32 protein-coding genes are annotated in these 25,784 nt (G+C 59.7%); all 32 read right to left on the minus strand.

From position 1 onward, the window contains the following. Positions 1 to 108: 108 nt before the first annotated feature. The 32 genes from rplQ to rpoB all read right to left on the minus strand — a co-directional run bounded on the left by rplQ (position 109) and on the right by rpoB (position 25,553). Entirely contained in the window at positions 109 to 534 is a 426-nt protein-coding gene (gene rplQ, locus A0U93_RS06225; protein ID WP_077806574.1) for a 50S ribosomal protein L17, read from the minus strand. Between the two features lie 32 nt (positions 535 to 566). Continuing rightward, complete coding sequence (locus tag A0U93_RS06230; RefSeq protein WP_077806575.1) at positions 567 to 1,586, minus strand: DNA-directed RNA polymerase subunit alpha; 1,020 nt, start codon at positions 1,584 to 1,586, stop codon at positions 567 to 569. Positions 1,587 to 1,728: 142 nt separating this feature from the next. Then, positions 1,729 to 2,121: a 30S ribosomal protein S11 gene (rpsK, locus tag A0U93_RS06235; protein ID WP_077806576.1), complete on the minus strand. Its 393-nt coding sequence runs from the start codon at positions 2,119 to 2,121 to the stop codon at positions 1,729 to 1,731. A 36-nt stretch (positions 2,122 to 2,157) separates the two neighbouring features. Continuing rightward, the gene (rpsM, locus tag A0U93_RS06240; RefSeq protein WP_077808376.1) at positions 2,158 to 2,535 is read right to left on the minus strand and encodes a 30S ribosomal protein S13; all 378 of its coding nucleotides are present in this window, start codon (positions 2,533 to 2,535) and stop codon (positions 2,158 to 2,160) included. 243 nt (positions 2,536 to 2,778) lie between these two features. After that, positions 2,779 to 3,447, minus strand: coding sequence for an adenylate kinase (locus A0U93_RS06245; protein WP_077806577.1), 669 nt, complete (start codon positions 3,445 to 3,447; stop codon positions 2,779 to 2,781). After that, entirely contained in the window at positions 3,444 to 4,847 is a 1,404-nt protein-coding gene (gene secY / locus A0U93_RS06250) for a preprotein translocase subunit SecY (protein ID WP_077806578.1), read from the minus strand. Before secY ends, A0U93_RS06245 begins: the two co-directional genes overlap by 4 nt. Positions 4,848 to 4,948: 101 nt before the next feature. Continuing rightward, positions 4,949 to 5,440 (minus strand): 50S ribosomal protein L15, encoded by a 492-nt coding sequence (rplO, locus tag A0U93_RS06255; protein ID WP_077806579.1) that lies wholly within the window; start codon positions 5,438 to 5,440, stop codon positions 4,949 to 4,951. A 1-nt stretch (position 5,441) separates the two neighbouring features. Then, positions 5,442 to 5,630, minus strand: coding sequence for a 50S ribosomal protein L30 (gene rpmD, locus A0U93_RS06260; protein WP_077806580.1), 189 nt, complete (start codon positions 5,628 to 5,630; stop codon positions 5,442 to 5,444). Next, complete coding sequence (gene rpsE / locus A0U93_RS06265) at positions 5,623 to 6,198, minus strand: 30S ribosomal protein S5 (protein WP_077806581.1); 576 nt, start codon at positions 6,196 to 6,198, stop codon at positions 5,623 to 5,625. Before rpsE ends, rpmD begins: the two co-directional genes overlap by 8 nt. 11 nt (positions 6,199 to 6,209) lie before the next feature. Continuing rightward, the gene (gene rplR / locus A0U93_RS06270; protein WP_077806582.1) at positions 6,210 to 6,572 is read right to left on the minus strand and encodes a 50S ribosomal protein L18; all 363 of its coding nucleotides are present in this window, start codon (positions 6,570 to 6,572) and stop codon (positions 6,210 to 6,212) included. Beyond that, positions 6,572 to 7,108: a 50S ribosomal protein L6 gene (gene rplF, locus A0U93_RS06275; RefSeq protein WP_077806583.1), complete on the minus strand. Its 537-nt coding sequence runs from the start codon at positions 7,106 to 7,108 to the stop codon at positions 6,572 to 6,574. Before rplF ends, rplR begins: the two co-directional genes overlap by 1 nt. A 9-nt stretch (positions 7,109 to 7,117) precedes the next feature. Further along, positions 7,118 to 7,516: a 30S ribosomal protein S8 gene (gene rpsH, locus A0U93_RS06280; protein WP_077806584.1), complete on the minus strand. Its 399-nt coding sequence runs from the start codon at positions 7,514 to 7,516 to the stop codon at positions 7,118 to 7,120. 12 nt (positions 7,517 to 7,528) lie between these two features. Further along, entirely contained in the window at positions 7,529 to 7,834 is a 306-nt protein-coding gene (gene rpsN, locus A0U93_RS06285) for a 30S ribosomal protein S14 (protein WP_077806585.1), read from the minus strand. A gap of 116 nt (positions 7,835 to 7,950) precedes the next feature. Further along, a complete protein-coding gene (rplE, locus tag A0U93_RS06290) occupies positions 7,951 to 8,517 on the minus strand; it encodes a 50S ribosomal protein L5 (protein WP_077806586.1) in 567 nt (188 codons plus the stop codon). Positions 8,518 to 8,528: 11 nt separating this feature from the next. Beyond that, entirely contained in the window at positions 8,529 to 8,849 is a 321-nt protein-coding gene (gene rplX / locus A0U93_RS06295; RefSeq protein ID WP_077806587.1) for a 50S ribosomal protein L24, read from the minus strand. Beyond that, positions 8,849 to 9,217 carry a 50S ribosomal protein L14 gene (gene rplN, locus A0U93_RS06300; RefSeq protein WP_029604145.1) on the minus strand — a complete coding sequence of 123 codons (369 nt, stop codon included), beginning with the start codon at positions 9,215 to 9,217 and terminating at the stop codon, positions 8,849 to 8,851. The genes rplX and rplN overlap by 1 nt, the downstream gene beginning before the upstream one ends. 13 nt (positions 9,218 to 9,230) lie before the next feature. Beyond that, entirely contained in the window at positions 9,231 to 9,509 is a 279-nt protein-coding gene (gene rpsQ, locus A0U93_RS06305) for a 30S ribosomal protein S17 (RefSeq protein ID WP_077806588.1), read from the minus strand. Between the two features lie 13 nt (positions 9,510 to 9,522). Next, positions 9,523 to 9,756 (minus strand): 50S ribosomal protein L29, encoded by a 234-nt coding sequence (gene rpmC / locus A0U93_RS06310; RefSeq protein ID WP_077806589.1) that lies wholly within the window; start codon positions 9,754 to 9,756, stop codon positions 9,523 to 9,525. Position 9,757: 1 nt separating this feature from the next. Beyond that, positions 9,758 to 10,174 (minus strand): 50S ribosomal protein L16, encoded by a 417-nt coding sequence (gene rplP / locus A0U93_RS06315; protein WP_077806590.1) that lies wholly within the window; start codon positions 10,172 to 10,174, stop codon positions 9,758 to 9,760. A 67-nt stretch (positions 10,175 to 10,241) separates the two neighbouring features. After that, positions 10,242 to 10,919 (minus strand): 30S ribosomal protein S3, encoded by a 678-nt coding sequence (gene rpsC, locus A0U93_RS06320; RefSeq protein ID WP_077806591.1) that lies wholly within the window; start codon positions 10,917 to 10,919, stop codon positions 10,242 to 10,244. A 1-nt stretch (position 10,920) separates the two neighbouring features. After that, positions 10,921 to 11,355 (minus strand): 50S ribosomal protein L22, encoded by a 435-nt coding sequence (gene rplV / locus A0U93_RS06325; RefSeq protein ID WP_077806592.1) that lies wholly within the window; start codon positions 11,353 to 11,355, stop codon positions 10,921 to 10,923. A gap of 2 nt (positions 11,356 to 11,357) precedes the next feature. Beyond that, the gene (rpsS, locus tag A0U93_RS06330) at positions 11,358 to 11,636 is read right to left on the minus strand and encodes a 30S ribosomal protein S19 (RefSeq protein WP_077806593.1); all 279 of its coding nucleotides are present in this window, start codon (positions 11,634 to 11,636) and stop codon (positions 11,358 to 11,360) included. 17 nt (positions 11,637 to 11,653) lie between these two features. Then, the gene (gene rplB / locus A0U93_RS06335) at positions 11,654 to 12,484 is read right to left on the minus strand and encodes a 50S ribosomal protein L2 (RefSeq protein WP_077806594.1); all 831 of its coding nucleotides are present in this window, start codon (positions 12,482 to 12,484) and stop codon (positions 11,654 to 11,656) included. 16 nt (positions 12,485 to 12,500) lie between these two features. Continuing rightward, positions 12,501 to 12,797, minus strand: a complete 297-nt coding sequence (locus A0U93_RS06340) for a 50S ribosomal protein L23 (RefSeq protein ID WP_147150794.1) — start codon at positions 12,795 to 12,797, stop codon at positions 12,501 to 12,503. A gap of 41 nt (positions 12,798 to 12,838) precedes the next feature. Beyond that, positions 12,839 to 13,453: a 50S ribosomal protein L4 gene (gene rplD, locus A0U93_RS06345; RefSeq protein ID WP_077806596.1), complete on the minus strand. Its 615-nt coding sequence runs from the start codon at positions 13,451 to 13,453 to the stop codon at positions 12,839 to 12,841. A gap of 12 nt (positions 13,454 to 13,465) precedes the next feature. Further along, positions 13,466 to 14,149 carry a 50S ribosomal protein L3 gene (gene rplC, locus A0U93_RS06350; protein ID WP_077806597.1) on the minus strand — a complete coding sequence of 228 codons (684 nt, stop codon included), beginning with the start codon at positions 14,147 to 14,149 and terminating at the stop codon, positions 13,466 to 13,468. Positions 14,150 to 14,159: 10 nt separating this feature from the next. Continuing rightward, entirely contained in the window at positions 14,160 to 14,468 is a 309-nt protein-coding gene (gene rpsJ / locus A0U93_RS06355; protein ID WP_077806598.1) for a 30S ribosomal protein S10, read from the minus strand. A gap of 123 nt (positions 14,469 to 14,591) precedes the next feature. After that, the gene (tuf, locus tag A0U93_RS06360) at positions 14,592 to 15,782 is read right to left on the minus strand and encodes an elongation factor Tu (RefSeq protein ID WP_077806599.1); all 1,191 of its coding nucleotides are present in this window, start codon (positions 15,780 to 15,782) and stop codon (positions 14,592 to 14,594) included. 105 nt (positions 15,783 to 15,887) lie between these two features. Then, entirely contained in the window at positions 15,888 to 16,364 is a 477-nt protein-coding gene (gene rpsG, locus A0U93_RS06365; protein ID WP_077806600.1) for a 30S ribosomal protein S7, read from the minus strand. A gap of 14 nt (positions 16,365 to 16,378) precedes the next feature. Further along, positions 16,379 to 16,750: a 30S ribosomal protein S12 gene (gene rpsL, locus A0U93_RS06370; protein WP_077806601.1), complete on the minus strand. Its 372-nt coding sequence runs from the start codon at positions 16,748 to 16,750 to the stop codon at positions 16,379 to 16,381. A 347-nt stretch (positions 16,751 to 17,097) separates the two neighbouring features. Then, entirely contained in the window at positions 17,098 to 21,288 is a 4,191-nt protein-coding gene (gene rpoC, locus A0U93_RS06375) for a DNA-directed RNA polymerase subunit beta' (protein ID WP_077806602.1), read from the minus strand. A gap of 89 nt (positions 21,289 to 21,377) precedes the next feature. Then, complete coding sequence (rpoB, locus tag A0U93_RS06380; protein WP_077806603.1) at positions 21,378 to 25,553, minus strand: DNA-directed RNA polymerase subunit beta; 4,176 nt, start codon at positions 25,551 to 25,553, stop codon at positions 21,378 to 21,380. Between the last annotated feature and the right edge of the window lie 231 nt (positions 25,554 to 25,784).

Consider the following 25,784-nt stretch of genomic DNA (forward strand, 5'->3'; position numbering starts at 1 on the left):
GTACAAAAAAAGGGGCTGTCCGATCATCGGACAGCCCCTTTTCCACGATAAGCATCTTTCCCAGGCAATACGGCTTTGTTTCAGCCGTGCTGCCTTTCGAACCGCCAGTTAAGCCGCGAGCGGCTCTTCACCGGTGCGGTTCTGAACCGGACCGCTGTCCTTGCCCTTCGCCTCGACATCACGCTCGACCATCTCAATGACGGCCATGTCGGCGTTGTCGCCATAACGCATGCCAGCCTTCAGAACGCGCGTATAACCACCCGAACGGCCGCTATAACGCTCGGCGATCGCCGAGAACAGCTTCGAGACGATCGTCTCATCGCGAAGCTGCGCGAACGCCTGGCGGCGAGCGTGCAGCGTGCCACGCTTGCCAAGAGTAATCAGCTTCTCGACGACCGGACGAAGCTCTTTCGCTTTCGGCAGGGTCGTCGTGATCTGTTCGTGCTTAATCAAAGCCACGGCCATGTTGCGGAACATGGCGGCGCGGTGGGACGAGGTAACGTTGAGCTTACGCCCAGCTACACCATGACGCATGGTCGTCTTTCCTTCTCAATAGGAGGCTTGGCTCAGAACGTCTCGTCGAGACGCTTGGCTAGTTCCTCAATGTTCTCTGGGGGCCAGGCCGACACGTTCATGCCGAGGGACAGACCCATGGAAGTCAGCACTTCCTTGATTTCGTTCAGCGATTTACGACCGAAGTTCGGCGTCCGCAACATTTCCTGCTCGGACTTCTGAACAAGATCGCCGATATAGACGATATTGTCGTTCTTCAGGCAGTTCGCACTACGGACCGACAGTTCGAGTTCATCGACCTTGCGCAGCAGATTCCGATTGAACGGAAGATCGTCGCGCGGCTCTTCATGACGCACCGGACGCGGTTCGTCGAAGTTGATGAACAGCTGGAGCTGATCCTGAAGAATACGTGCGGCCAGAGCCAGACTATCTTCCGGGGTTACAGCACCGTTGGTTTCGACCGTCAGCAGAAGCTTGTCATAGTCGGTCACCTGCCCAACGCGGGTCTGCTCGACCTTGTAGGAGACGCGACGAACCGGCGAGTAGATCGCATCGATAGGGATAAGCCCGATCGGCGCATCTTCGGGACGGTTCGCAGCGGCAGGCACGTAACCCTTGCCAAGATTGACCGTGAATTCCATGCCCAGCTTCACGCCGTCATCCAGCGTGCAGATGACCAGATCCGGATTCATGATCTCGATATCATGCCCGGCCTGAATCTGGCCGGCGCGCACTTCACCCGGGCCCGTGGCCGTCAGGATCATGCGCTTCGGCCCCTCGCCGTGCATGCGCAGCGCAAGCTGCTTCACGTTCAGGACGATGTCGGTCACGTCTTCCCGAACACCTGCCACCGAGGAGAATTCGTGCAGCACACCGTCAATCTGAATGGCGGTAACAGCCGCGCCTTGCAGCGATGAAAGCAGCACGCGACGAATCGCGTTGCCGAGCGTCATGCCGAAGCCACGCTCCAGCGGCTCGGCAACAACCGTAGCCGTTTGCGACGGCACCGAGCCGGGCTCGACTTCCAGCTTCTCCGGCTTGATGAGGGACTGCCAGTTTTTCTGGAGGACCAATGTCGTGGCCTTTCAAACAACGCATCCCGTCGGAGACCGACGGAACGAAGACCGCCCCGCAGGCGGCCGAACGAAGCCTAGAGGTGCAAGAAGCACCGACGAAAAACCGTAGCGCCGACCAACGGCAGGCGCCACGGATCCGTCAGACGCGACGGCGCTTGCGCGGACGGCAGCCGTTATGCGGAACGGGCGTCATATCGCGGATGGAGGTGATCGAGAAACCCACGGCCTGCAAAGCACGCAGCGCGCTCTCGCGCCCCGAGCCCGGACCGGAGACTTCGATTTCCAGCGTCTCCATGCCATGCTCACGCGCCTTGCGGCCAGCGTCCTCGGCAGCGACCTGCGCCGCATACGGCGTGGACTTGCGCGAGCCCTTGAAGCCCTGCGCGCCGGCGGACGACCAGGCGATCGAATTGCCCTGCGCATCCGAGATGGTGATCATTGTGTTGTTGAACGTGGAAAGCACGTGCGCAACACCGGAGATAATGTTCTTGCGCTCTTTCTTACGGATACGCGGAGCGGCAGCCTTAGCCATTTTGAGGTCGTCCTAAATTTAACGAGAGAGCGAAGATCAGCGTGTCGCTTTCTTCTTACCGGCGATCGCAACAGCCTTGCCCTTGCGGGTGCGCGCATTGGTGTGCGTACGCTGGCCACGAACCGGCAGACCGCGACGATGACGCAGGCCACGATAGCAGCCCAGATCCATCAGACGCTTGATGTTCATCGCCGTCTCACGACGCAGATCGCCTTCAACGCGATATTGCCCGTCGATCAGTTCACGGATCTTCACGATCTCATCGTCGCTGAGTTCGTTGACGCGCTTGGCGTCAGGAATTTCAAGTTTGCTGCAGATCGCTTGCGCGGTCGACGGCCCGATGCCGTAGATGTAGCGCAGGGCGATCAGCACCCGCTTGTTAGTCGGAATATTCACGCCGGCAATACGCGCCACGCCACTCACTCCCTACCTGCCCCGTAGGACAAGCTATTGTTCCCTGGCCCGGCGCATCCGGACCCGTTCCTTACGTCCGATCGTTTGATCGAAAAGAATTCGCCGTTATCGTTTGCGCCGCCCGTCAAACGGTATTCGATCGCAATGCAATGACAGCTGTGTCGAGGGCGCGCAATATACCGGCGAGCCCCCTTGAGTCAAACGAAACAGATCACATTTTCGTGATATGCATAAAAATGACCATTAACTGACCGGCTTGGCGCCAAGCTTCTCAAGATACTGATCGATCGCCGTCGCAACGGACTGAATCGACGCCATGCCATCAATGCGTTCCAAACGCCCTTCATCCTTATAGTAAGGCAGAATCGGCGCGGTCTGCCGCCTGTAGACGGCCAGACGATTGGCGACAGTTTCGCGATTGTCATCCGGACGCCGCGTGAATTCATGGCTTCCACAGACATCGCAGACGTTCGGCTTCTGCGTTGGCTTCAAGGTGTCATGATAGCTTGCGCCGCATTTGGCACACGTGAACCGTCCGGCAATTCGTTCGGTCAGTTCAGCTTCATCCACATCCAGCAACAACACGGCATCTATTTTCATGCCGCGTTTGCGGAGCATCGCATCCAGGGCCTCGGCTTGCGATTCAGTTCTTGGAAAGCCATCCAGAATGAAACCGCGCGCGCAATCCGGACGCTGCACCCGCTTGTCGATCATCGCGACCATCACGTCATCGGGGAGAAAGTCCCCCCGCGCCATGATCTCCTTTGCCTTGAGTCCCAACTCGGACCCGGCGGCCACCTCCGCGCGTAACATATCCCCGGTGGAGATCTGAACGAGTCCATAGCGCGCTTCGAGACGCTTTGCCTGAGTGCCCTTTCCCGCGCCCGGGGGGCCGAGGAGAATGATATTCACGGCGTTCTCCTCCCGCGCGGCATACGGCCTCCCGGCATGCGCTGTCCTGGCGTAGCACCTCGCGCACCACGCCCCCGCTGCTTGCGAATCAGTCCCTGATAGCGATGCGCCACAAGATGAGACTGGATCTGCGTCATCGTATCGATCGTGACGGACACAATGATAATCAGACTGGTGCCGCCAAAATAAAACGGCACATTATAATGGCTGATCAGTATTTGCGGCAGCAGACAGACCAGCACGAGATACAATGCGCCAATCGTGGTCAGTCGCGAAAGAATCCGGTCGAAATAGCTGGCCGTATTCGCCCCCGGTCGAATGCCCGGAATAAAACCACCCTGCTTCCGAAGATTTTCAGCCGTTTCTTCGGGATTGAACGTCACCGCAGCATAAAAATACGAAAAGAACAGGATCATGGCCGCATAAAAAGCCATGTAGAGCGGCTGTCCCTGCCCCAGTTCCTGCCCGAGAAAAGATAGCCAACCCGGCATCGCCTTGTTGTTCATGAAACCAGCGATCGTGACCGGAATCAGCAGAACGGACGACGCAAAGATCGGCGGAATGACGCCAGCCGTATTCACCTTCAACGGCATGTGCGTCGAATCGCCACCAAACATCCGGCTACCCACCTGTCGCTTCGGATATTGAATGACGACGCGTCGCTGCGCCTGCTCCATGAACACGATAAACGCGATCGTCAGGGCCGCAAGCACAAGGAATACGAGGACGAAGAAAGGCGAAAGCGCGCCCGTATATCCGAGTTGGAAAAGACTGGCCAATGCATGCGGCAGGTTCGCTACAATGCCCGCAAAGATGATGAGCGAAATGCCGTTGCCCACACCACGTGCGGTGATCTGTTCACCGAGCCACATCAGGAACATTGTCCCCCCGACGAGGGTCACGACACACGAGACAATAAAGAAAACGCCCGGCGTCACCACAGCGGTAGCGCCGTGGCTGGACATGCTCTCGAGCCCGACAGCAATTCCATAAGCCTGGAAAAGCGCGATCAACACCGTCAGATAGCGCGTGTATTGATTCAGCTTCTTCCGCCCCTGCTCGCCTTCCTTCTTGAGCGTCTCAAGCGAGGGTAACGCAGTCGACAGCAACTGAACGATGATAGAGGCACTGATATAGGGCATGATGTTCAGCGCGAAAACGGTCATACGACCGAGCGCACCGCCGGTGAACATGTCGAACATGCCGAGAATGCCGCCCTGGTGCTGCGCCAGAAGCTGCCCCATGACCGTGGCATCCACGCCGGGAACGGGAATATACGTTCCAAGGCGATAAATGATCAGCGCGCCTAGCGTAAACCAGATGCGCTTTTTCAGTTCCGTCGCTTTCGCAAAAGAACTCACATTAAGATTGGCGGCAAGCTGCTCGGCTGACGAGGCCATTCACCGGTCCTTTCACAAAAACAGCGTCGCCGCGCAGGCGCGGGACGCTGTCCAGGTCAACAATGGCACCCGCAACCGCAAGCACCGTGTCGTATATCGGATTAAGCGTCCGACGCGGCAGCTTCCGCTTTCGGCGCCGTCACTTTAACCGAACCGCCGACTTTCTCAACCGCTGCAATCGCAGCAGCTGAAGCACCGGCAACCTCGATATTGACGCCGTGGGTCAGTTCACCGCCAGCCAGCAGGCGAATACCGACATATTTGCCCGTACCGACCAGCCCAGCCTCGCGAAGTGCTGTTTCCGTCACAGTAGCATCAGCCTTCAGCTTGCCGTCCGCAATGGCGCGATCCAGCTTACCGAGGTTCACCGGCGCGAACTCCTTGCGGAAGATGTTCTTGAAGCCGCGCTTCGGCATACGCCGATACAGCGGCAGCTGACCACCTTCGAAGCCGTTCAGCGACACGCCTTCACGTGCCTTCTGGCCCTTGACGCCCTTACCGGACGTCTTGCCTTTTCCTGAACCGATGCCGCGACCAAGCCGCTTCTTGCGATAACGAGAACCCTCGTTATCGCGCAATTCATTGAGGTTCATATCAATCCTCCACCTGGATGAGGTGGGCAACCTTACGGATCATGCCGCGAACCGAAGGTGTATCCTCCAGCTCACGAACGCTTCCGATGCCGCGAAGGCCAAGGCCTGTCAGCGTCTGCTTCTGATCGGACAAACGACCAATCGCCGACGCGACCTGCTTGACACGCACTGTTTGACGCGTCTCAGACATTGGCCACCTCTGCATTCTCCTCAGCCGGCGCTTCGCGCTTGCCGAAAATCTCGGATGCCTTCTTGCCGCGACGGTTGGCAACCGAACGCGGGCTGGAGCAACGCTCCAGAGCAGCGAAAGTCGCCTTTACCATGTTGTGCGGGTTACGCGTGCCGAGCGACTTCGCCACGACGTCATTGACGCCAAGGGACTCGAACACCGCGCGCATCGGACCGCCGGCGATAATGCCTGTTCCGGCCTCTGCCGCACGGACAACGACCTTGCCCGCGCCGAAATGACCGAACGTGTCATGATGAAGGGTGCGACCCTCCTTCATCGGCACGCGGATCATCGTACGCTTCGCACGCTCGGTCGCCTTGCGGATAGCTTCCGGCACTTCACGCGCCTTGCCCGCACCGTAACCTACGCGACCTTTCTGGTCACCAACAACGACCAGTGCGGCGAAAGCGAAACGACGGCCACCCTTAACAACCTTGGCAACGCGGTTGATCGTTACCAGCTTGTCGACGAGATCGTCCGTTTCACGCTCGCGACCACCACGGCCGCCTTCTCTTGGCTCTCGTGCCATGTGTGATCTCCTTAGAACGAAAGTCCGCCCTCACGGGCAGCCTCTGCCAGGGCCTTGACCCGGCCGTGATACAGATAAGCACCGCGGTCGAACACCACAGCCTCAACACCCGCTGCCTTTGCGCGCTCGGCGATCAGCTTACCAACCGCGCTTGCCGCATCGACGTTCGCACCGGTCTTGCCGCTCTCACGGAGAGACTTTTCCAGTGTCGAAGCGCTTGCCAAAGTGCGACCAACAGCGTCGTCAATCACCTGTGCGTAGATATTCTTGCCCGAGCGGAAGACCGACAAACGCGGCCGGCCACCGCTCTTGCGGCGAAGCTGGAAGCGCAGCCGCTGACGACGACGCTCCTGCATACCATGCTGCGTAGCCATTACTTCTTCTTGCCTTCCTTACGACGCAATACTTCGGTCTCGTAACGCACGCCCTTGCCCTTATACGGCTCAGGCTTACGGAAGCTGCGGATATCCAAAGCCACCTGGCCGACACGCTGCTTGTCGTTACCCTCAACGGTGATCGCCGTCGGACGCGGCGTCGTGATCTTCACGTCAGCCGGAACGGGATAGACGACATCATGCGAGAAGCCGAGGTTCATGACCAGGTTGGAACCCTGCACGCTGGCACGGAAACCCGTTCCCTGAATTTCAAGCGTCTTGCTGAAGCCCTCGGACACACCCTTGATGACATTGGCGACAACGGCGCGCGTCGTTCCCCACATTGTCCAGGAATCACGTGACCGACCACCAACTGGCTTGATCGCGATCTTGCCGTCTTCCACCGTCGCTTCGATATGACGCGACAACGGAATGCTCAGCGAACCACGCTTGCCCTTGGCCGTCAGCGCGCCATTGGCCACAGCCACTTCGACGCCTGCCGGAATCTGAACAGGATATTTACCTACTCGTGACATGACGCTTCCTCAGAACACGCGGCAGAGGACTTCGCCGCCAACATTGGCAGCGCGAGCCTCGATGTCCGACAGGACACCACGCGGAGTGGAGAGGATGGACACGCCAAGACCAGCATAGACCCGCGGCAATTCCTTGATTTTGGAATAGACGCGACGGCCCGGCTTGGAAACGCGATGGATTTCCTTGATGACGGGCTGACCCTCGGAATATTTCAGCTCGATACGCAACTGAGCGACGCCCTTGCGCAGTTCCTCGGTCGAGAAACCACGAATATAGCCTTCGCGACGCAGCGCTTCGAGAACACTGACGCGCAGCTTGGAAGCCGGCGCGACACATGCCGCATGACGCGCACGCTGCGCGTTGCGGATGCGGGTGAGCATATCACCCAACGGATCGGAAAGAGACATCTTGCTTCCGCCTTACCAGCTCGACTTGACCATACCGGGAATCTGACCGGCAGATGCCAGATCACGCAGAGCCACGCGGCTCAGCTTGAACTTCCGATAATTGGCGCGCGGACGACCGGAGAGCTCGCAACGCAGACGCACGCGAACGCGCGAGCCATTGCGCGGGAGTTCCGCCAGTTTAAGCGACGCATCAAAGCGTTCCTCGACGGGAAGGCTACGATCCATAATGATATTTTTCAACGCGGTCCGCTTCGCCTTATCGCGCTGCGCCATATTGGCGCGCTTGGCGTTGCGGTTCACGGCGGAGACTTTTGCCATGCTAAATTTTCTCCCGGAACCTGTCGGGCCAATCCCGACGGTTTTCCAAACAGCGTGTCTATATAGGGAGCCGGCCTCGCTATTGAAAGCGAAAAAGACCGGCTCAACCCACTAAATCAAGCCGCGAACGGCAGATCGAAAGCCTTGAGCAGGGCCTTGGCTTCTTCATCGCTTTTCGCCGTTGTGACGAAAATGATGTCCATACCACGCACCGCGTCGATCTTGTCGTAGTCGATTTCCGGAAAGACGATCTGCTCCTTGATGCCCATGGCAAAGTTGCCACGACCATCGAAGCCCTTGTTCGCCGGCAAACCGCGGAAATCGCGGATACGCGGCATGGCGATCGTCACCAGACGGTCCAGAAATTCATACATACGCGCCCGGCGCAGCGTTACCTTACAGCCGATCGGCAACCCTTCACGGATCTTGAAGCCCGCAATAGCTTTCCGGGCAACCGTCTTGACGGGCTTCTGACCGGAAATGGCGGTCATTTCCGCCACGGCGGCATCAAGCTTCTTCTGGTCGCCGGCAGCTTCGCCCACGCCCATGTTCAGCACGATCTTCTCCAGCTTGGGAACCTGCATCGGGTTCTTGTAGCCGAACTGCTCACGCAGCTGCTCGCGCAATACGTCCTGATAGCGCTGTTGCAGGCGCGGCAGAACGCGTGTCGTCACTTCGCTCATCGTCGCCCCCTTCAGCCTTCGATGACTTCGCCGGTCGCCTTAGCGACGCGAACCTTGCGGCCGTCTTCCAGCTTGCGGAAGCCGACACGTGTCGGCTTGCCGCTTTTGGGATCGACCAACTTCAGATTGGAGATATGGACAGGCATTTCCTTGGAAACGATGCCACCGTCCTGATTCGTCCGACTCGGCTTGGTGTGGCGTTTCGCCACCGCCACGCCACGGACGACGGCCTTCTCCAGTTTCGGCAATACCGAAATCACTTCGCCGCGCGTGCCGCGCGACGAGCCGGAAAGCACCAGAACCTGGTCGCCTTTCTTGATACGCGCAGCCATTATAGCACCTCCGGCGCCAGCGAAATGATCTTCATGAACTTGCGCGCGCGCAGTTCACGGACGACGGGGCCAAAGATACGCGTACCGATTGGCTCCATCGACTTGTTGATCAGTACTGCCGCATTCTTGTCGAAGCGGATGGCACTGCCATCGGGACGACGAACCGGATAGGAGGTGCGAACGATCACCGCCTGGTGAACATCGCCCTTCTTGACCTTGCCGCGGGGGATCGCTTCCTTAACGGATACGACGATCACGTCGCCGACCGAGGCGGTCTTCCGCTTGGAGCCGCCCAGCACCTTGATGCACTGCACCTCACGTGCGCCGGAATTATCGGCGACGTCGAGATTGGTCTCGGGATGGATCATTCCTCAGTCCCCCTTATGCGGAAGCTTGGCCGGCGTCAGCGTCGGGGCCGAGAGCGGCTCCGTTACGCGTGACGACCGTCCAGGTCTTGCGCTTGGAGATCGGCGCGCACTCTTCGATGCGCACCGTGTCTCCGATCTTGCACTCGTTCTGTTCATCATGCGCGGCATATTTTTTCGAACGCCGGATGAATTTCTTATAGAGCGGGTGCATCACGCGACGATCAACAAGAACGGTTACCGTCTTGTCCATCTTGTCACTGGTCACTCGCCCCGTCAGGACGCGCCTTGGCATCGCCCGTCTCCTCTCAGGACTTTGCGGCGGACGTTTTTGCGCCCGCACTGGTCTTCGATTGATGCGCTACCGTCTTGATACGGGCGATGGCACGGCGCAGAACGCGAATGCGTCCCTGCCCCTCCAACTGGCCCGTGGCGGCCTGGAAACGCAGATTAAGCTGCTCGCGCTTCAGGTCGTGAAGAAGCGTCTGCAGTTCATCACCACTCTTCGCGCGCAGGTCAGCGACTTTGTAAGCGTCGGCCATATTACGCCTCCCCGATGCGCGTGATGAACTTGGTCTTGATCGGCAGCTTTGCCGCGCCGAGCGTCAGCGCTTCACGCGCGACTTCCGGTGGCACACCTTCGATCTCGAACAGGATGCGACCCGGCTTGACGCGGGCCACCCAATATTCAGGCGACCCCTTACCTGAGCCCATTCGGACTTCGGCAGGCTTGGTCGACACGGGCAGATCCGGAAAAATCCGAATCCAAACGCGACCGGCACGCTTCATGGCACGCGTAATAGCACGACGCGACGCTTCGATCTGTCGCGCGGTAATACGTTCGGGCTCCAAAGCCTTCAGACCGAACGCGCCGAAGTTCAGCGTCGTCCCGCCCTTGGCCAACCCATGGATTCGGCCCTTATGAGCCTTGCGAAACTTCGTCCGCTTCGGGGAAAGCATGGTCTCGTATCCTTATGCACCTTGCGGCGCTTGTCTCTTCTTCAGCCAGTTGAGTCAGGCGCAGCGATTAACGCTGCGGCGCCTGCTCAGCGGCACGACGGTCTTGCGCCAAAGGATCATGAGCAAGAATCTCGCCCTTGAAGATCCAAACTTTCACACCGCATGTGCCATACGTGGTCTTGGCGGTGGCGATACCGTAATCGATGTCGGCGCGCAATGTATGAAGCGGCACACGACCTTCACGGTACCACTCGATACGCGCGATTTCCGCACCACCAAGACGACCCGAACAGTTAATTCGGATACCCTGGGCGCCGAGACGCATCGCGGACTGAACGGCACGCTTCATGGCACGACGGAATGCAACGCGACGCTCAAGCTGCTGCGCGATGTTTTCGGCAACCAGCGTTGCATCGATTTCCGGCTTGCGGATTTCGACGATGTTCAGCGCGACATCGGTCTTCGCCATGCGGCTCAGATCCTTGCGAAGCGCATCAATGTCCTGACCTTTCTTACCGATCACGACACCAGGACGCGCAGCATAGATCGTCACGCGCGGCTTCTTGGCCGGACGCTCGATAACAACGCGCGACACACCGGCACCCGAAAGCTTGCGACGCAGATAAGCACGCAGCTTCAGGTCTTCATGCAGCAGGCGAGAATAGTCGCTGCCAGCATACCAGCGGCTATCCCACGTGCGGTTTACGCCGAGCCGGAGCCCGATCGGATTGACTTTATGTCCCATATCAGGCTGCCTTCTGCTCTGCTGCGTCCTGAGCCTTGCGGCCCTTCGGCGCCGGCGCTTCGTCCGCGGCGCGCTCGGCGACGACAATCTTCAGATGGCTGAAGAACTTCTCGACGCGCGCCGAACGGCCACGACCACGCGCATGAAAGCGCTTCATGACGATCGACTTGCCAACCTCGGCCGTTTTCACGACCAGCTGATCGACATCGAGCTGGTGGTTGTTCTCGGCGTTGGCCACCGCGCTTTCCAGGGTCTTGCGAACCTGCTGCGCGATACGACGACGCGAGAACGTCAGCGCTGCAATAGCCTTGTCAGCAGGCTGATTGCGAATCATTGCCGCCACGAGATTCAGTTTACGCGGGCTGATACGCATGTTGCGCGCGATCGCCTGCGCTTCCGTGTCCGCGAGCGTGCGGATATGCTTCGGCTTGCTCATGATCAGCCTCGCTTCGACTTCTTGTCGGAAGCATGCCCGGTGAAGGTACGCGTCGGCGAAAACTCACCGAACTTGTGCCCGACCATGTTTTCCGAAACCTGCACGGGCAGGAACTTATGACCATTGTAAACGCCGAACGTCAGGCCGACGAACTGCGGCAGAATCGTGGAACGACGCGACCAGATCTTGATCACCTCATTACGACCCGACGCGCGCGATGCTTCGGCCTTGCCGAACAAGTACCCGTCAACGAACGGGCCCTTCCAGACGGAACGTGCCATCTCTGTTTGCCCCCTTCTTACTTGCCGGTCTTGCGGCGACGGATGATCAGGCTATCCGTCTTCTTGTTAACGCGCGTCTTGTAACCCTTGGTCGGCACGCCCCACGGCGTGACCGGATGACGGCCACCCGAGGATCGACCTTCACCACCACCATGCGGGTGATCGACCGGGTTCATGACGACACCACGGTTGTGCGGGCGACGACCAAGCCAACGGCTACGACCTGCCTTGCCCATGTGCTGGTTCATGTTGTCGGGGTTCGAAACCGCGCCAACCGTCGCCATGCATTCACCACGAACCAGACGAAGTTCACCGGACTGCAACTTGATCTGCGCATAGCCGGCGTCCTTGCCCACCAGCTGGGCATAGGTTCCTGCCGAACGTGCCAGTTTGCCACCGGCGCCCTGCTTCAGTTCGATATTATGCACGATCGTGCCAACCGGCATCGCGGCCAGCGGCATGGCGTTGCCCGGCTTGACGTCCGTGCGTTCACCGGAAACAACACGATCGCCGACCTTCACGCGCTGCGGCGCGAGAATATAGGCCAGTTCGCCGTCGTCATACTTGACCAGTGCGATGAACGCCGTGCGGTTCGGATCATACTCCAAACGCTCGACAGTCGCGCTGACGTCGAACTTGCGACGCTTGAAGTCGACATAACGATAAGACTGCTTGTGCCCGCCGCCGCGGAAGCGCGAAGTCGTGCGGCCGTGATTGTTACGACCGCCTGACTTGTTCTTGCCTTCCGTCAGCGTCTTGACCGGCTTGCCCTTATAGAGCTCGCTACGGTCAATCAGCACGGTGCCGCGGGTGCTCGGCGTCGTGGGATTAAAGTGCTTGAGTGCCATGGTATCCTATCCCGCGTCAGCCCAGCTTTGCGGTCAGGTCAATGGACTGACCTTCAGCAAGCTGCACATACGCCTTCTTGATGTCCGAACGACGACCCGGACGGCCACGGACCATTTTGGTCTTGCCCTTCTGGATCAGCGTATTCACGGACACGACCTTGACGCCGAAAAGCGTCTCAACCGCCACCTTGATCTCCGGCTTGGCTGCATTTGGTGCAACCTTGAAGACCACCTGGTTCTTCTCCGAAAGGGCCGTGGCCTTTTCGGTGATGAGGGGTGCGCGAATGATGTCATACATCGCTTCACGCGACATGCGCTCCGCCTTGCCGCGGCGCGCGAGCACGTTTTCCGCCGTCATGCCAGGCGCTCCTTCAGACCCTCGAGGCCGGCGCGCGTCAGCACGAGCACATCGTGGTTGAGAATGTCGTAAACGTTCGCGCCGATCGTCGGCAGAACGTCGATCTTCGCAATATTGCGCACGGCGCGACCGAAAGCCTCGTCCACGGCACCATCGACAATCAATGCCGACGTCCAGCCCAGCGCACGCAGCTTGTTTGCCGCATCACGCGTCTTGGAGATGCCCGCCGCCGTATCGAGAACGATCAGCTTGCCGTCAGCAGCCTTCTGCGACAGCGCCGAGATCAGTCCCAGGCGACGCACCTTCTTCGGAAGGTCATAACCATGGTCACGAACGACGGGTCCATGCACAACGCCACCGGTCCGGAACTGCGGCGCGCGGAGCGAACCCTGACGCGCTGAGCCCGTGCCCTTCTGCTTGTAGGGCTTCTTGGTCGTGCCGGAGATTTCCCCCATGCCCTTCGTGCGATGCGTTCCGGCGCGACGCTTGGCAAGCTGCCAATGAACGACGCGAGCCATGATATCCGCACGCGGAGCGACCGCGAAAAGTTCCTCTGGCAGCGTCACCGAACCGGCGCTGCCATTATCGAGGGTCTTGATATCGTATTCCATCACCCTCAGTCCTTAACCGGCGGCCGCCGCGGTCGCTGCCGGATACGGCGCATCCGCATGGCGGGCCTTCTTGATCGCATCGCGAATCAGCACAAGGCCGTTCTTCGCGCCCGGAACGGCACCACGCACCATGATGACGTTGCGCTCTTCGTCGACAGCCGCAACCTCAAGGTTCAGCGTCGTGATGCGCTCGTCACCCATGTGACCAGCCATTTTCTTGCCCTTGAATACCTTGCCGGGGTCCTGGCGCTGGCCCGTCGAACCGTGCGAACGGTGACTGATGGAAACGCCATGGCTCGCCTCGAGGCCGGCGAAGTTCCAGCGCTTCATAACGCCGGCAAATCCCTTGCCTTTGCTGGTGCCCGTAACGTCCACCTTCTGCCCGACCACGAAATGGTTGGCCGACAGCTTCGTGCCAGCTTCAAGCACGGCATCTTCCGCCACGCGAAACTCAACGAGGTTCTGCTTCGGCTCCACTTTCGTGCGAGCATAATGGCCACGCATCGGCTTCGTGACATTCTTCACCTTGGCCTTACCAAGACCAAGCTGAACAGCCGTGTAGCCGTCACGCTCCTGGGTACGCGTGTCCACAACCTCGACATTGTCGAGATGCAGCACGGTCACCGGCACGTGGGTGCCATCTTCCTTAAACAGCCGGGTCATACCCAGCTTTCTTGCGATCAATCCGGTACGCATCGTCTGGACCTTAAAGTTTGATCTCGACATCCACGCCAGCGGCGAGGTCGAGCTTCATGAGGGCGTCCACGGTCTGCGGTGTCGGCTCGACAATGTCGAGCAGCCGGCGATGGGTTCGAATTTCGAACTGCTCGCGGCTCTTCTTGTCCACATGTGGGGAACGGTTCACGGTGAACCGTTCGATATGCGTCGGCAGCGGGATCGGACCCCGAACCTGCGCACCCGTACGCTTCGCCGTGTTGACGATCTCCTTGGTGCTGTTGTCCAGCACGCGGTGATCATACGCCTTCAGGCGAATGCGGATGTTCTGGTTGTCCATATTACCAATCGTCCAACTCAAAAAAGGTTCGGGTCTTACCCTGCTTTCCTTCGATGACCCCGAAAGGCGACCCCGGCCGGATCACTCCGACCGGGGCCCGCCAGTTCGGGACTTGTTAACTAATCAGGCGGAAATCGAAGCCACCACGCCGGCGCCGACGGTGCGGCCACCTTCGCGAATAGCGAAACGCAGGCCTTCATCCATGGCGATCGGCGCGATCAGCTCGACGTCCATCGCCACGTTGTCGCCCGGCATCACCATTTCGGTGCCTTCCGGCAGCTGAACAACGCCCGTGACGTCGGTCGTGCGGAAGTAGAACTGCGGACGATAGTTGGTGAAGAACGGCGTGTGACGGCCACCCTCTTCCTTCGTCAGGATGTAAGCCTCAGCCTTGAACTTCTTGTGCGGCGTGATGGAGCCCGGCTTCGCCAGGACCTGACCACGCTCAACGTCTTCACGCTTCGTGCCACGAACCAGCGCACCGATGTTATCACCGGCCTCACCGCGATCGAGCAGCTTGCGGAACATCTCAACACCCGTAACGGTCGTCTTGACGGTGTCCTTCAGGCCGATGATCTCAACTTCGTCACCAACGTTGATCACGCCACGCTCGACGCGACCCGTCACAACCGTGCCACGACCCGAGATCGAGAAAACGTCTTCGATCGGCATCAGGAACGGGCGGTCAACCGGACGCTCCGGCTGCGGGATGTAGGTGTCAACCGCTTCCATCAGTTCGAGCACGCGATCTTCACCGATCGTCGCGTCGCCATCTTCCAGCGTCACGAGAGCCGAACCCTTGACGATGGGGATATCGTCGCCCGGGAACTGATAGGAGGAAAGCAGCTCGCGCACTTCCATCTCGACCAGCTCAAGCAGTTCCGGATCGTCAACCTGATCGACCTTGTTCAGGAACACGACCAGCGCCGGCACGCCAACCTGGCGAGCAAGCAGGATGTGCTCGCGCGTCTGCGGCATCGGGCCGTCAGCGGCCGACACAACGAGGATCGCGCCGTCCATCTGCGCCGCACCCGTGATCATGTTCTTCACGTAGTCAGCATGACCCGGGCAGTCGACGTGAGCATAGTGACGGTTCTTCGTCTCGTACTCGACGTGCGCCGTGGAAATCGTAATGCCACGCGCACGCTCTTCCGGAGCAGCGTCGATCATGTCGTAGGCACGGTAGGTCGCACCGCCCGTCTTTGCCAGCGTCTTGGTGATCGCTGCCGTCAACGAGGTCTTGCCATGGTCAACGTGACCAATGGTGCCGATGTTGCAGTGCGGCTTCGTGCGTTCGAATTTTGCCTTTGCCATCGTTTTTCTCCAATACCCACCGCCGTGAGACGGCGGGGAAGACTACTCATTTTCAATGCCGACCAGCGCCACAACGCTGCCCGGACGCCCGCTAGCCGGTTTTTCTTACCAGCGATAGTGGCTAAATGCTTTATTCGCTTCCGCCATACGATGCGTGTCTTCACGCTTCTTCACAGCAGACCCGCGATTGTTGATCGCGTCGGTCAACTCATTGGACAGACGGTCCTGCATGGTGCTCTCACCGCGCTTGCGCGAGGCATCGATCAACCAGCGGATCGCCAGCGCCTGACGACGCTCCGTACGCACTTCGACGGGCACCTGATAGGTAGCACCACCAACACGACGCGAGCGAACCTCGACGGCCGGCTTCACGTTATCCAGCGCAGCATGGAACATGGCGACGGGGTCTGCGGACGCACCACCACGGCGACGCATCACTTCAAGCGCACCGTAGACGATACCCTCGGCAGTGGACTTTTTTCCATCGTACATCAGGGCGTTCATGAAACGCGTGATAACGATGTCTCCGAATTTCGGATCGGGAAGGATCTCGCGCTTGACGGCGCGATGACGGCGACTCATGCCTAATGTTCCTCTTACTTCGGACGCTTCGCGCCATACAGCGAACGACGCTGACGACGCTTGGCGATGCCCTGCGTGTCGAGCACGCCGCGCAGGATGTGATAACGCACGCCCGGCAAATCCTTGACGCGGCCGCCACGAATCAACACGACGCTGTGCTCTTGCAGATTGTGACCTTCGCCAGGAATGTAGCTCACGACCTCTTGCCCGTTGGTCAGGCGCACCTTGGCAACCTTACGCAGGGCGGAGTTCGGCTTCTTCGGCGTTACCGTATAGACGCGCGTGCAAACACCGCGCTTCTGCGGGCAACCCTGAAGGGCTGGCACCTTGTTCCGCTTCGCGGCAGGCTCGCGCCCCTTGGCAATCAACTGGTTGATGGTCGGCATACGCCCTTCCCGATCCTTGCTCATCCGCGCAACCGGGCAAAACCCGATCGCGACCCACAACAAAATTCGGCGCGCGACCTAACGTCGCCCGCCCGTGACACTTTTATCGCGTATGGCCTTAGCTTCTCCATCGTCGGAAAAGCGGCACCACATGCGCGCATGCTGTCTATATGACGGCCTTTGACGTCTCGTGAGACGGGGGTAGCCGAGGGCGCGGAACCTACGGCCGCTTGGCTGATAAGTCAAGCGCAACTCACAGAGTCGCACCGCCGATTCGCCCCATTTCCCCATTCAAAGACTTGCATACATAAGGGGCGAGGTTTCCCTCACCCCTGCGGCACGACAGATTACTCCGCCGCGTCGCTGATTTCCGGATTGCTCCGGTTGACGCGCTGGCGATCCTGGGACGCCGCCACCGCGCGAAGCTTGTTCATGACGCTTCCTGTCCCGGCCGGGATCAGACGTCCGACAATCACGTTCTCCTTCAGGCCGTTTAGCGTATCGACCTTGCCTGCCGTAGCCGCTTCGGTCAGCACACGCGTCGTTTCCTGGAAGGAGGCCGCCGAGATGAACGACTGGGTCTGCAGCGACGCTTTCGTGATGCCCTGGAGCACCGGCATCCCTTGAGCCGGACGCTCATTGGCCGCAAGCCGCTTGGCGTTCTCGCCCTCGAACTCGATACGATCCACCGTCTCGCCGATCAGGTAGGTCGTGTCGCCCGGCTCGAGGATCTCGATCTTCTGCAGCATCTGGCGAACGATCACCTCGATATGCTTGTCGTTGATCTTCACGCCCTGAAGTCGATAGACGTCCTGAATCTCGTTGACGAGATAGTCAGACAAGGCCTCGACGCCCATGACCTTCAGAATGTCATGCGGGACACGCGGACCGTCCACCAGCGGATCGCCCTTCTGGACGAAGTCGCCTTCCTGCACGGAGACATGCTTGCCCTTCGGGATCAGATAATTCGTCTCTTCGCCGGTCTCATCGTTCTTCACGATAATGCAGCGCTTCGACTTGTAGTCCTTACCGATCTCGATACGGCCGTCAGTCTCGGCGATGATCGCATGGTCTTTCGGACGACGCGCTTCGAACAACTCAGCCACACGCGGCAGACCGCCGGTGATGTCACGCGTCTTCGAACCTTCACGCGGGATGCGTGCCAGAACGTCACCGGCATGCACCACCGTGCCGTTTTCAACCGACAGCAGCGAATCCGGCGACAGGAAGTAACGCGCATCGTTGCCATTGGCGAGCTTGACGACGTTTCCTGCCTCGTCCTTGACCTGCAGCCGCGGACGAAGATCGACGCCCTTTGCGCCCTGCTTGTAGTCGACGACCACCTTCGACGTCAGACCGGTCACCTCGTCCATCCGCTCCACGAGCGTGATGGAGTCGATCAGATCGAGATACTCGATCGTGCCGGCCTGCTCGGTGATGATCGGCAGGGTGTATGGGTCCCACTCGGCCATCTTCAGACCGCGTGCGACGGCCTGCCCTTCCGTCACCATCAGGCGTGCACCGTAAGGCACGCGATAACGCGCACGCTCGGCACCCTTGTCGTCCGTCAGCAGGATTTCGCAGTTACGCGACATCACAACCGGCACGCCTTGCGAATTCTGCACGACGTTACGGTTCTTGATCGTCACCTTGCCGTCACGTGACGCCTCGACCATCGACTGTTCGGCACCACGAGTCGCCGCACCACCGATATGGAACGTACGCATCGTCAGCTGCGTGCCCGGCTCACCGATCGACTGCGCGGCAATGACACCCACGGCTTCACCGATATTGACCGGCGTGCCACGTGCCAGATCGCGACCATAGCAATGCCCGCAAACGCCAACACGGCTGTCGCATGTTAGCACCGAACGGATCAGAACGCTTTCGACGCCCGACTTTTCGATGACTTCCGCTTCGGCCTCTTCCACCAGCGTGTTGCGCGGATAGAGCACGTCCCCAGTGGCTGGGTTGATGATATCCGCCGCAATCGTACGACCCAGAATACGCTCGGAAAGCGACGAGACAACCTCACCGCCGTCCATCACCGCGCGAACGGTCAGGCCACGCTCCGTGCCGCAATCGTTCTCGACGATGATGCAGTCCTGCGCCACGTCAACCAGTCGACGCGTGAGATATCCCGAGTTCGCCGTCTTCAACGCGGTATCGGCCAGGCCCTTACGCGCACCGTGAGTCGAGGTGAAATAGTCGAGGACCGACAGGCCTTCCTTGAAGTTCGCGATGATCGGCTGTTCGATGATTTCGCCCGACGGTTTCGCCATCAGACCGCGCATACCGGCCAGCTGCTTCATCTGCGCCGGCGACCCACGCGCACCGGAATGGCTCATCATCCACACCGAGTTTGTCGGCTTGCCGATAACCTGGCGCGAAATCTCCTTCATCATCGCAGCCTGCACTTCATCCGTGCAGCGCGACCATGCGTCGACCACCTTGTTATAGCGCTCGCCCGCCGTAATCAGACCGTCCTGATACTGCTGCTCGAACTCCTTGATCTCCAAGGCGGTCCGATCGACCAGTTCCTGCTTCTCCTTCGGGATGATCATGTCATCCTTACCGAAGGAAATGCCGGCCTTCGCCGCATGACGGAAGCCGAGGCCCATCAGACGGTCGCAGAAAATCACAGCCTCTTTCTGGCCACAGTGACGATAGACCGCATCGATCACATCCGACACGTTCTTCTTCGTCAGCTGCTTATTGACCAGCGCGAACGGAATCGCGGAATGGCGTGGCAGGATCTGTGCGATCAGCGCGCGGCCCGGCGTCGTCAGCAGAATCTGCCGCACCACCTGACCGTCCTCGCCCTTCGTCTCCAGACGCAGGCGAATCTTGTCATGCAGCTTCAACGAGCCTTCCGTCATCGCCAGCTCGATCTCGGCAACCGACGAATAGGCAGGCGGACCGGCCTTCACGAGACGACCTTCCGCGTCATACTCCGCCACGTCCGGCATCGTATGATACTCCGGCACTTCCAGGCTGAGATAATACAGACCCAGAACAATATCCTGAGAAGGCACGATGATCGGCTTGCCGTTCGCCGGGCTGAGGATGTTGTTGGTCGACATCATCAGCACGCGGGCTTCCAGCTGTGCTTCGAGCGACAGCGGAACATGCACGGCCATCTGATCGCCATCGAAGTCAGCGTTGAACGCGGTGCAGACCAGCGGATGCAGCTGAATGGCCTTGCCTTCGATCAGGACCGGCTCGAACGCCTGGATGCCCAGACGGTGCAAGGTCGGCGCACGGTTAAGCATGACCGGGTGCTCGCGGATCACCTCTTCGAGGATATCCCACACTTCCGGACGCTCTTTCTCCACCATCCGCTTCGCGGCCTTGATGGTGGTCGCATGCCCGTACTTCTCGAGCTTCGAATAGATGAACGGCTTGAACAGTTCGAGCGCCATCTTCTTCGGCAAGCCGCACTGATGCAGCTTCAGTTCCGGGCCGACCACGATCACCGAACGACCCGAATAATCAACGCGCTTGCCGAGCAGGTTCTGACGGAACCGGCCCTGCTTGCCCTTCAGCATGTCGGACAGCGATTTCAGCGGACGCTTGTTGGCGCCCGTGATCGCACGGCCACGACGACCGTTGTCGAACAGCGCATCCACAGCTTCCTGCAACATGCGCTTTTCGTTGCGCACGATGATGTCGGGCGCACGCAGTTCGATCAGCCGCTTCAGGCGGTTGTTACGGTTGATGACGCGACGATACAGGTCGTTCAGGTCGGACGTTGCGAAACGCCCCCCGTCCAACGGCACCAGCGGACGCAGCTCCGGCGGAATGACCGGCACCAGGTCCAGAATCATCCATTCCGGCTTGGAACCGCTCTCCGAAAACGCCTCGATCAGCTTCAGACGCTTGACCAGCTTTTTCCGCTTGGCTTCGGACGTTGCGTCTTTCAGCTCCTGGCGAAGATGCACCTTCTCCGCATCGCAATCGATGCGCGTCAGCACCTTCTTGATCGCCTCGGCACCGATGCCGACCTCGATCCCGTCGTCACCATATTCGTCCATGGCGTCGAGATACTGGTCTTCCGTCAGCAGGCTGAACTGCTTGAGCGGGCTCGTACCGGATTCGAGAACCACGTAGCTCTCGAAATACAGGATCTTCTCCAGATCCTTCAGCGTGAGATCGACCATGAGGCCGATACGGCTGGGCAGCGATTTCAGGAACCAGATATGCGCAACCGGCGAGGCCAGCTCGATATGGCCCATGCGCTCGCGACGGACCTTGGCCAGCGTAACTTCCACACCGCACTTTTCGCAGACAATGCCGCGAAACTTCATGCGCTTGTACTTGCCGCAGAGGCACTCGTAATCCTTGATCGGACCGAAAATGCGTGCGCAGAACAGACCATCACGCTCCGGCTTGAACGTGCGGTAGTTAATCGTCTCCGGCTTCTTGATCTCACCGTAAGACCAGGAACGGATCTGCTCGGACGAGGCGAGCTGAATCTTGATCTGGTCGAAGGACAGGCTCTGCCCCGTCTGACCGAGAATCTTCATGAGTTCGTTCATGCGCCGAAACCCCACTGCGCGGTGCGCCCGGCCGAAGCCGGCGCCGCCGCGTTAGAAATAAACCGAGAGAATGAGCAGAGCGACATGCCTTACGAGCCGCTCTGCTCAAGATCGACGTTCAGGCCGAGAGACTTCAGTTCCTTGATGAGCACGTTGAAGCTCTCCGGAATGCCGGCCTCGAAATCGTCATGCTCACGCACGATGGCCTCATAGACCTTGGTGCGGCCGGATACGTCGTCCGACTTCACCGTCAGCATTTCCTGCAGCGTATACGCCGCACCGTAAGCCTCCAGCGCCCACACTTCCATCTCGCCGAAGCGCTGACCACCGAACTGCGCCTTACCACCCAGCGGCTGCTGCGTGACCAACGAATACGGACCGATCGAACGAGCGTGGATCTTGTCGTCCACGAGATGATGCAGCTTGAGCATGTAGATATAGCCAACGGTCGTCTTGCGCTCGAACGGCTCACCCGTACGACCGTCGATCAACTGCGACTGCCCGGACTTGTCCACGCCGGCCTTGGCCAGCATGTCCTCGATATCCGGGATCGACGCACCATCGAACACCGGCGTCGCGATCGGCACGCCCTTGCGCAGGTTACCGGCCAGCTCCATCAACTGCTCGTTCGGCAGGGTCGCAATATCGCTGGTGTAGATGTCGTCACCATAGACATCCTTCAGACGATCCAGCAGTTCCTGCTTCTTCTCGCCCGTGCGCTGATAATCGTCCGCCAGTCGACCGATATCCTGCCCGAGATTGGCACAGGCCCAGCCCAGATGCGTCTCGAGAATCTGACCGACGTTCATGCGCGACGGCACGCCCAGCGGGTTCAGAACCAGATCCACGGCTGTGCCATCCTCAAGGAACGGCATGTCCTCGACCGGCACGACGCGCGAGACGACACCCTTGTTACCATGACGACCGGCCATCTTGTCGCCCGGCTGCAGCTTACGCTTCACCGCCACGAACACCTTGACCATCTTCATGACGCCCGGCGGCAGTTCGTCGCCACGCTGCAGCTTCTCGACCTTGCTGTCGAAACGCGCCTGGATGCGCCCGACGGCAGCATCGAATTCACGGCGCAGCGTCTCGATCTCGGACATCACGCTGTCATCGGACACGACGATGTTGCGCCATGCACCACGCGGATGCTCCGCCAGCACGTCTTCCGTGATGACCGTGCCGGACTTGATGCCCTTGAAGCCCGCACCCGCCGTCTGATTGAGCAAACGCTCACGCAGACGATTCAGGAAACTGCGCTCCTGGATCGCACGCTCATCGTCCCGATCCTTCGTGAGACGCTCGATCTCGGCGCGCTCGATTGCCATCGCGCGCTCGTCCTTGTCCACGCCACGGCGGGAGAAGACGCGCACGTCAACGATCGTGCCCGTGGTGCCGGGCGGCAACTTCAGCGACGTATCGCGAACGTCGGAAGCCTTTTCACCGAAGATGGCGCGCAGAAGCTTTTCTTCCGGCGTCATCGGGCTTTCACCCTTCGGCGTCACCTTGCCAACCAGAATGTCGCCCGGATTCACTTCCGCGCCGACATAGACGATTCCCGCCTCGTCGAGGTTGCGCAGCGACTCTTCGCCGACATTCGGAATATCGCGCGTGATCTCTTCCTGGCCCAGCTTGGTATCGCGGGCCATGACCTCGAACTCCTCGATATGGATCGAGGTGAAGACGTCATCACGCGCGATCCGCTCGGAAATCAGGATCGAGTCTTCGAAGTTGTAACCGTTCCAGGGCATGAACGCGACCAGCACGTTCCGGCCCAGCGCCAGTTCGCCCAACTCGGTGGACGGACCGTCGGCAATGATATCGCCCGCATGCACGGTATCGCCCACGCGCACCAGCGGACGCTGGTTGATGCAGGTACTCTGGTTGGAACGCATGTATTTACGCAGACGATATATATCGACGCCCTGCGTTGCACCCGCGACATCCGTCGCCCGCACCACGATACGCGCGCCATCGATCTGATCGACGACACCATTGCGCTTGGCGACGATCGTCGCGCCCGAGTCGTGCGCGACGGCTGCTTCCATGCCGGTGCCAACCAGCGGCGCATCGGCACGTACCAGCGGCACGGCCTGACGTTGCATGTTCGAGCCCATCAGCGCGCGGTTGGCGTCATCGTTCTCAAGGAACGGAATCAACGCCGCGGCCACGGAAACAAGCTGCTTCGGCGAAACGTCACATGCCGTGACCTGCTCAGGCGGCACAAGGCGGAAGTCGCCTGAACGACGGACCGACACCAGCTCGTCGGTCAGTTCGCCCGTTTCCTTGTTCTGCTTCGCGTCAGCCTGCGCAACGATCAGCTTGTCCTCTTCCATCGCGGAGAGGTACTTCCAGCCATCCTGCAATACGCCGTCCTTGACCAGGCGATACGGCGTCTCGATGAAGCCGTACTTGTTCACCTTGGCATAGGTCGACAGCGAGTTGATCAGACCGATGTTCGGCCCTTCCGGCGTTTCGATCGGGCAGATACGACCATAATGCGTCGGATGAACGTCACGAACCTCGAAGCCGGCACGCTCACGCGTCAGACCGCCCGGGCCAAGCGCCGAAAGACGACGCTTGTGCGTGACTTCGGAAAGCGGGTTGGTCTGGTCCATGAACTGGCTGAGCTGCGACGAGCCGAAAAACTCGCGCACCGCCGCCGCCGCAGGCTTGGCGTTAATCAGGTCATGCGGCATCACCGTGTCGATATCGACTGAGCCCATGCGCTCACGAATCGCACGCTCCATGCGGAGCAGACCGACACGATACTGGTTTTCCATCAGCTCGCCGACCGAGCGGACACGACGGTTACCGAGGTTATCGATGTCGTCGATCTGGCCGCGACCGTCCTTGAGTTCGCACATGATCTTGACCGTGCGCAGGATGTCCTCCTTGCGCAGGACACGCAGCGTGTCCGGCGCATCGACTTCCAGACGCATGTTCATCTTCACCCGACCGACAGCCGAAAGGTCGTAGCGGTCCGGATCGAAGAACAGACCACGGAACATCGCTTCCGCCGTCTCCGGGGTCGGCGGCTCGCCCGGGCGCATGATGCGGTAGATGTCCACAAGCGCGTCGTCGCGGGACATGTTCTTGTCGACGGCGAGCGTATTGCGAATCCACGGACCATGCTGACCATCGACGGACAGCATCGGCAGTTCGGTGACACCGGCATCTTCCAGCGCGGCCAGACGTGCTTCCGTCAGTTCCTCGCCGGCCTCGGCGTAGATTTCGCCGGTATGCTCGTTGACGAGGTCATGCGCCACGAACCGGCCCAGAAGATCGGCACGACCGACGAGCACGACCCGCGTGTTCTCGGCAATCTTGCGCACGGCGCGCGCCGTCAGCTTGGCATCGGCTTCCGCGACGACCTCACCGGTATCGGCATCGTACAAGGGCTCAAGCAGCTTCAGGCCACGGAACGCCTCAGGATCGAACGGGCGCGCCCAACCCTTCGGCATCCGCGTGAAAGGCACTTCATTGTAGAAGTAGCCGAGGATTTCATCCTGATCCATGCCGCGGATCGGCATCGCATCGACATCGCCACCCTCTTCCGCCTTCGCAGCACGAGCAGCAATCGAATTCTCGCCCTCAAGGGCGTAAAGCAGAGTCGTGACCGGCAGCTTACGCTTGCGATCGATACGCACGTAAATCAGGTCCTTGGCGTCGAACTCGAAGTCGAGCCACGAACCGCGATAGGGAATGACACGCGCGGCAAAGAGATATTTGCCGGAAGAATGCGTCTTGCCCTTGTCGTGATCGAAGAACACGCCGGGGCTGCGATGCATCTGGCTGACGATGACGCGCTCGGTGCCATTGATGATGAACGTGCCATTGTCGGTCATGAGCGGCATGTCGCCCATGTAGACAGGCTGCTCCTTGATGTCGCGGATCGAGCGCGACCCCGTATCCTCGTCCACATCCCAGACGATCAGGCGCAGGATCACCTTCAGCGGCGCGGCGAATGTCAGACCGCGCTGGATGCATTCCTCGACATCGTATTTCGGCTCTTCGAGTTCGTAGGACACGAACTCCAGGCGACCACGCCCGGCAAAATCGTTGATCGGAAAGACCGAGCGGAAAACTTCCTGCAAACCCGCCTGCTGACGGCTATCCGGCGAGACGTTCATCTGTAGGAACGCTTCGTAACTCGCACGCTGCACGTCGATCAGATTGGGCATCGGTGCGACTTCGGGGATGCGCCCGAAGCTCTTGCGAATACGCTTGCGTCCCGTGAACGATTTGGTGATCGCGTTCATCTATCCCTGCCCCTTCGCACCAGACCTTCGGGTCGTCCGCACATGATCTTTCGCAAGACATGTCCGGCCGACCGGAACGACCGGTCGCATTCGACGTTTCCACATTTCAATACGGCTGTCCGACCGGCTATCATAAACCAATCCGCCGCAACGGCAAATCGGGCGGGAACCGTTGCCGACTCCCGCCCTGACCCGCATATTCCACGAAGTCCGGCAATACACGGATGCATT

This window comes from Neoasaia chiangmaiensis (genome assembly GCF_002005465.1).
Lineage (GTDB): Bacteria > Pseudomonadota > Alphaproteobacteria > Acetobacterales > Acetobacteraceae > Neoasaia > Neoasaia chiangmaiensis.